The sequence below is a fragment of the Erythrobacter sp. QSSC1-22B genome, assembly GCF_001678665.1.
Lineage (GTDB): Bacteria > Pseudomonadota > Alphaproteobacteria > Sphingomonadales > Sphingomonadaceae > Qipengyuania.
The window spans coordinates 281680-287772 of sequence record NZ_LZRP01000006.1; the positions used below are offsets into that span (position 1 = coordinate 281680).

Below are 6093 nucleotides of genomic sequence, written 5' to 3' on the forward strand. Positions count from 1 at the left end.
AAACGCCGCATCGCGCCTTACGGTCGATGCGGCGTTTTGCCTTTGAGCTGCGCTCAGCGGGTCGCCACCGCATAGAGCGCAATCGCCGCAGCGTTCGAGACGTTGAGGCTCTCCATGGCGTCGCCGATCGGCAGCCGCGCCAGCGCGTCGCAATGGCCAGCGACATTGTGCCGCATCCCAGGTCCCTCGGCGCCGAGCACCAGCGCGACTGGCCCGGCGGGCAGCGCTTGCGCCAAGGTCGCCTCGGCCTCGCCCGCGAGACCGATCCGCCAGTATCCCGCCACAGCCATGTCCTCGAGCGCGCGCGCGAGATTGACCACCCGCACCCAGGGCACCACCTCGAGCGCGCCCGAAGCCGCTTTGCCGATCACCCCGCCCTCGGGCGGTGCGTGGCGGTCCTGCGTTACGATCGCCGCCGCGCCGAACGCCGCCGCCGAGCGCAGGATGGCGCCGACATTGTGGGGGTCGGTGACCTGGTCGAGCACCAGCAGCGGCCTGTCGGGCTCGGCCTTGAGCACTTGATCGAGAAACACATCGTCCAGCGCGGCGCAGTCGAGCACGAGCCCCTGATGCGGTGCATCGCGCGCCACCAACCGATCGAGATCGGGCATGCCCGCGTATTCGATGGTGAAATCCTCTGGCAGTTCGCCATCGAGTTCCGCCAGCGCCTCGCGCGTCGCCCACAGCTTGTGATGGCGCCGCTCGGGGTTCTTGAGCGCGGCCTCGACCGCGTGGTGGCCCCACAGGCGAACTTGCCCGGTGCTCGCGCGACCGCTTCCGCGCCCGCCCTGCATGCGTCCTGCGCGTCCGCGCAGCGCCTTCTTGCGCTCCGTCTTGGCCATATGGCTGCTCCCTTGTGGCAATAGCCGCGTCCCCTGCCAGTGCGGCCATTGACAGGCAAGCGCCGCTTCTTCAAAGGGGCGCCTCTCGGCCAGCGGGGTCGCTTTCGACCCACCCGCGTTTCATCGCAAAACTGGCAAGCCAAGTGGACAGGTGGCCGAGTGGTTAAAGGCAGCAGACTGTAAATCTGCCCGCGCAAGCGTACGCTGGTTCGAATCCAGCCCTGTCCACCACTTGCCCTTCTCCCAGCATCTACTCGCATCCCCAGAAATCCATGGAAAACCTTGGATTTCTGCGGTATATTGCCTCTATTCCGTCCCCGCATAGCCATCGCGATCCACCCGCATCCGAGGCTTAGTGTGGGGAAGGTGTGGGGAAGAATGGGTGCTTCCCCACACTTGTACTTTCCGGGACGGCCTGCGGAAATGTGGGGAAGGAAATGGGCAAGCTCACTGCGGTAGCTGTAAAGGCAGCTTTGGCGAATCATGGCACTTATCAGGATGGTGACGGTCTTTTTCTAAAAGTGGGGAAAACCGGCTCCGCGTCATGGGTCATTCGACTCCAACAAGAGGGCAAGCGACGGGACATAGGGATTGGGAGCGCCAAACTGGTCACGCTGGCGGAGGCACGCGAAAAAGCGAACGAACTGCGCAAGGCCGTGAAGGTCGAAAAGCGCGATGTTCTAATGGAGCGCAAGAACAAAGCTGCTGCTAAGGTGACCTTCCGCGAAGCCGCGATGCAATATCACTCTCAAAACGAAGTGGGCTGGAAGAGCGAGGTCTACACGCGCCAGTGGCTGGCGAGTCTGGAGAACTACGCATTTCCCAAGCTGGGCGATATGCCGACCGGAAGTGTTTCCGCAGCTGACATCATCGACGTACTCACACCGATCTGGCAGGAAATCCCGGAAACCGCCCGCCAGATACGCAACCGGATTTGCGCAGTGCTGGACTATGCGCATGCCATGGGCTGGCGGTCGGCTGAAGCGCCGTCAGGCAACAGCAGCCTGAAAGCGGGCAGGGGCCTTCCCCGGCAGGTCAAGAAAACCCAGAACCGCAAAGCGATGCCTTATGTGGCAATCCCGTCGTTTCTGACCGCGCTGAGGCGTAAGCCATCTTTCGGACGCTTCGCGCTCGATCTCCTCATCCTCACCGGCACGCGCTCTCAGGAAGTCCGGCTCGCGACATGGGAGGAATTCGATCTGGAGGGGCGTCTCTGGACGATCCCGGCAGAGCACATGAAGCGCAGCAAGGCACATGTGGTCCCGCTTTCCGAGGCTGCAATCGGCGTCCTTGCAAAAGCGGATGCGTTTCGAGTCGAAGGGGCCGAAGTCGTCTTCTCCGGGGCAACGGGCAAAGCTATGTCGAACATGACGCTGCTTAAGGTTCTGCGCGACATGCAGGAGCCCTTCCACGTCCATGGCTTCCGCTCGGCCTTCACGGATTGGGCTGCGAATGCAGGCTTCCTAAACGCGGTTGTCGAGGCCGCGCTGGCCCACAAGACGTCGGACGCGGTTCAGGCGGCGTATCGCCGCACCACTTACCTCGGCACCAAAGAGGATCCCGGTATGCGTGTTCAGCTCATGGAAGCGTGGGGAGCCTATTGCTCCGGTACAGTCACAGTGAAAGAAGCGCTCGGCGCGGACGATTAGCGCTCCGCGTCCCGCCCACAGACCACCGTCACCGCTGGCCCGCATGGCCCCACCATGCGGCCTGCCTTCCGGCGAGGATGGGAGGGGAAGGGCAAACCGAAAACCGATGCCCTGGCGCGGGCCAGCGGGCGCAGCCCGCCACCCGGGGGTGTCTGTTTTCGGTTTCGGGAACGAGAGGGCAAAGCCCTTGGTGTTCCCGGCCAAGGATCGCGAAAGCGATCCGCACGAACAACGGCACCCCTGCACGGCGCGAAGCCGCCGGACGCCCTGCGCGCGGACCTGTGGGCCAGCGGGCGTTCGGCAATGAAAGAGGCAGGAGTGCCTGCGGGTCAGCTCAAAAACACCGCGCCCTCAGGAGCGCGAAGCGCGGGACAGAGCGCGTCCACAACACTTCCCGCTCAACTTCAAAACTGCTCCTGATCGTAACCCGCATGGGCCGGGACTACAGGCCCGGTCCGCGCAGCGGATAGAGCAGGTCGCCCGCAAGGGCAGCCCAACTCACTCATACAGTTCGTAAGCACGAGCGAAAAATTGCCGGCTTTGTGCCCCAATGTCGGCCATTCGCGGCTCACGATACCGCTTCCGAAAGCTGCCGTCCGGAGGCGTTCAAGGCGCTCCCTCGAGCGTTGGCCTGTCCTAGGTTGGCTTTTCTGGAAAGAGGCCAGGCATCCAACGCGATGCTAGCGCTGCAGGGAAGGCGATATGGAGAGGCGCCCGCGAGCTTCCAGATGACAGAACGCCTATATCGATGAGTGCCGACGCAACACGGCGGGCTTGACGTTCGCCTGTCCCAACGATTGTCTCGAGCTCCCCGCGCGGAAGTTCGCCTCGATAAAGCACTGCGTCGAGTACGTTTGCCGCCTTTGCTGGCAAGTTGCCGAGCGCAGCCTCTTCCCCCACCCATTGATGAATCCGTGTCCGCAGCCGGTTCGGCTCGACCAATCCCGACATAAATTCAACTTGGTCGATGCAAACTTGCAGAAAGTAGGCTGTGAAACCCGCCAGTTCCTCTTCGCTGAGCGCACCTCTTCCATCGAGGTCATTGCGTCGTGGCAGATCGCAAGCGGCTAGGTGCTGTTTGTAGCGCTCGGCAGTTCGGCCCAGTCCGCGGGCCACTGACCAAATACCTCCAGTGTCGAGCGCGTCGAGCATCATTGCGTGCGACATCAGCCGTGCGACACGGCCATTGCCATCCAGAAAGGGGTGAATCCACGCGAAGCGGTGATGGGCGGCGGCCACTGAGACGATGGCATCGCTGCGCCCGGGTCTGCCATAGGCCCATTCGAAATGCTCCATAAAGCGCGGCACCGCGCTTGGACTGATGGCGACATGGCGGCCTACTTGAACGTCGCGCTCACGGAAGTGTCCGGGTTCAACGCGCACGCGTTCGCCCGTATTCGGCATCTCCACCCAAAGGAGATCCTCGGGCAATTCGCCGCAGAAACGGGCGTGAGTTTCTTCAAGGCCAGCACGTGTATATGCTCGGCCAGAGAGCCCGCCTTCATCGATCCACTGCTGCACCTCGATGTGTGCGCGTGCTTCAAGTTGGAGGTCGCGCTTAACGGGGTCGTCACTAAAGTCATTGCGAAGCGCTCGCTCAATATCGATCGGATGAGTGTCATGTCCTTCGATGAGGTTGCTGTAATAGCAATTCATAGCCCGAACGAGGTCGGCCAGTGCAGTGCTAACGCCTTGGGGAAGGCTGCTACGAAAGGCAGCTGCCTTCGCAGCAAGATCAACGGCAAGATCGCGTACGTCCGGCAGGCGTGGTGAACCTTCGCCGATCTTCATCGGCTGCATTGAATCGATCGTTTCGCCGCGGTCTTCCGCCACTTATATGTCCGCTTCCATGTCCAGTTTAAGGTATGTTCGAAATAGCGCATTTCTGCCATATAGAGGCATATTGAGCGCCAGACCTGTCCCTTAGAATGTCCGGTTTGATGTCCGGTTAAGAATGCCCTAGGAGCATTCGGTAGACTTGACAAGTGCGCCCCATCGATGGCTGTCCTTAGGACAGCCATCGATGGGGCGCAGTCACAAGGAACTTGACTAAATCGAGGATGGGGGTGATGTCCTTAGGACATCACCCCCATCCTCCAAATGATAGCATGAGCGCCGCAGCAACCCTTCTTGTTCAAATGGCTCGAGACAGTGACCGCGCCGTGGTCACCGAATTCGACCTATTCCTACTTGCTCGCCAGTTATTTCGGGACCGCGGCTATCGCGGAGTGAAGATTCCTTCACGTAATGGCCCGCTTAATGCTCGACGGGCAAGAAAAGTCCTCTCGGAAGCGACCTTTGATCTCGGCTACTATCCGAGCGAAGTTCCTTCTCGTTACCTTCCACGCGATCCGGATTTCACGTCAGTGTTGTTCACTGTCAATGACGGCGATGCCACCAAGGTGATGCTCGACGCCGACCCTTTCTGCTATCTCTCCCATGCCAGTGCGCTGGCTTTCCATGGCATGGGCGCTGACACTTCCGAGTTGCATATATCGACGCCAATGCGGGGTCAGTGGGCTGGGTATGCCCGTCACTATATGGAGGCCCTGCTCGGAGACAATCTGACTTCCCTTAATGACGAGTACGAACGCGTGTTCCCGCTCACGCAACCCAAGCCATGTCCGGAAGTGCGGGGCCGCCCGTTACACCGTCATGAACTTAGCAATCCGCTTCCACCGACAAGCTTCGATCCTGCGCGCACGAGAGTCAGTCCGCCCGGCGCGACCTTTCGGGATACGCTTGCCGCCCCGGGGTGGTGCGGAGGGATGGATCACGTGATAGCCATCTGGCGAACTTATGCCGCTCGCCATGCAGATGCGATCATATGCGCCGTTGCAGAAGCATCCGAAAAGATTGTGCGAGTGCGGGCGGGCTATCTGCTTGAGGAAGTGCTCGGTGTACGCGATCCACGGATCGAGGCATGGCTTGCAGACGCACAACGGGGTAGCTCGCGCAAACTTGATCCCACCGCGCCTTACATTGGCCGCTTCTCGGCGCGCTGGATGTTGTCGATCAATGTCGACACGCCAGAGCTGCCTGCGACCACTGCGGATTGACGCACCTGGACTTACTAAAGCGATCCATGCAAGTTATCCAGCAACTCCTCTTCAGCTTCACGCGCTCAACTCGGTCGTTGGGGCATTCTTCTCGCAAACCCGAAAGCTGACATTCGGCTGTACGGCGTCACGCGCTTTAGTAGTGGGCGACATTCGGTCACTCAGCCATGTTCGATTTTGCCGGATTCAGGCGCGTCGTCGCGCTACCCCCGTCTAAAAATTCTACGCAATCTGTGATGATAAAAGCAAAAGCTCTCGACGCGAAAGCACGAGTGTCGCGGTTGTTGTCTAGTAGTAGGATCTCCACTTCGCCCAGGCTGCCACTGCGCTTAGAGCCTCAATAGTCAATTACATCTTTAATATTCGGATTGTCACGTTAGCCCGCAAATCCGTTAAAATGGCTTTTTGGGGAGTAATAATCAGATCGCGACGATTAGGCAGAAAGGGGAACTCTATGACAATACGGTATTTTCTACACCTATTTTCGGTGGCGGTGCGAACGCGTATGACGACGTTGTGGCCAACCAGACCACGGATGGGAGT

5 protein-coding genes and 1 tRNA gene are annotated in these 6093 nt (G+C 60.2%); 3 read left to right on the forward strand and 3 right to left on the reverse strand.

Going from position 1 to position 6093, the window contains the following annotated elements; genetic code table 11:
* Positions 1–53: 53 nt before the first annotated feature.
* The gene (gene rlmB / locus A9995_RS11945; RefSeq protein ID WP_067613254.1) at positions 54–842 is read right to left on the reverse strand and encodes a 23S rRNA (guanosine(2251)-2'-O)-methyltransferase RlmB; all 789 of its coding nucleotides are present in this window, start codon (positions 840–842) and stop codon (positions 54–56) included.
* A 145-nt stretch (positions 843–987) separates the two neighbouring features.
* On the opposite strand from rlmB, the gene A9995_RS11950 reads away from it, so the two are divergent.
* Together A9995_RS11950 and A9995_RS11955 are read left to right on the forward strand one after the other, a co-directional pair.
* Positions 988–1073 (forward strand) — tRNA-Tyr (locus A9995_RS11950).
* Positions 1074–1279: 206 nt separating this feature from the next.
* Positions 1280–2491 carry a site-specific integrase gene (locus tag A9995_RS11955; protein ID WP_067613255.1) on the forward strand — a complete coding sequence of 404 codons (1212 nt, stop codon included), beginning with the start codon at positions 1280–1282 and terminating at the stop codon, positions 2489–2491.
* 636 nt (positions 2492–3127) lie between these two features.
* On the opposite strand, the gene A9995_RS16105 is transcribed toward A9995_RS11955, so the two are convergent.
* On the reverse strand, positions 3128–4324 hold the full coding sequence (locus A9995_RS16105) for a Fic family protein (RefSeq protein WP_233998194.1): 1197 nt from the start codon (positions 4322–4324) through the stop codon (positions 3128–3130).
* A 275-nt stretch (positions 4325–4599) separates the two neighbouring features.
* On the opposite strand from A9995_RS16105, the gene A9995_RS16740 reads away from it, so the two are divergent.
* Complete coding sequence (locus A9995_RS16740) at positions 4600–5550, forward strand: hypothetical protein (RefSeq protein WP_145916929.1); 951 nt, start codon at positions 4600–4602, stop codon at positions 5548–5550.
* Between the two features lie 348 nt (positions 5551–5898).
* Here the strand turns inward: A9995_RS16740 and A9995_RS17400 are convergent.
* Positions 5899–6093 (reverse strand): hypothetical protein (locus A9995_RS17400; RefSeq protein ID WP_233998195.1); only part of this gene is annotated, 195 nt, incomplete at its 5' end.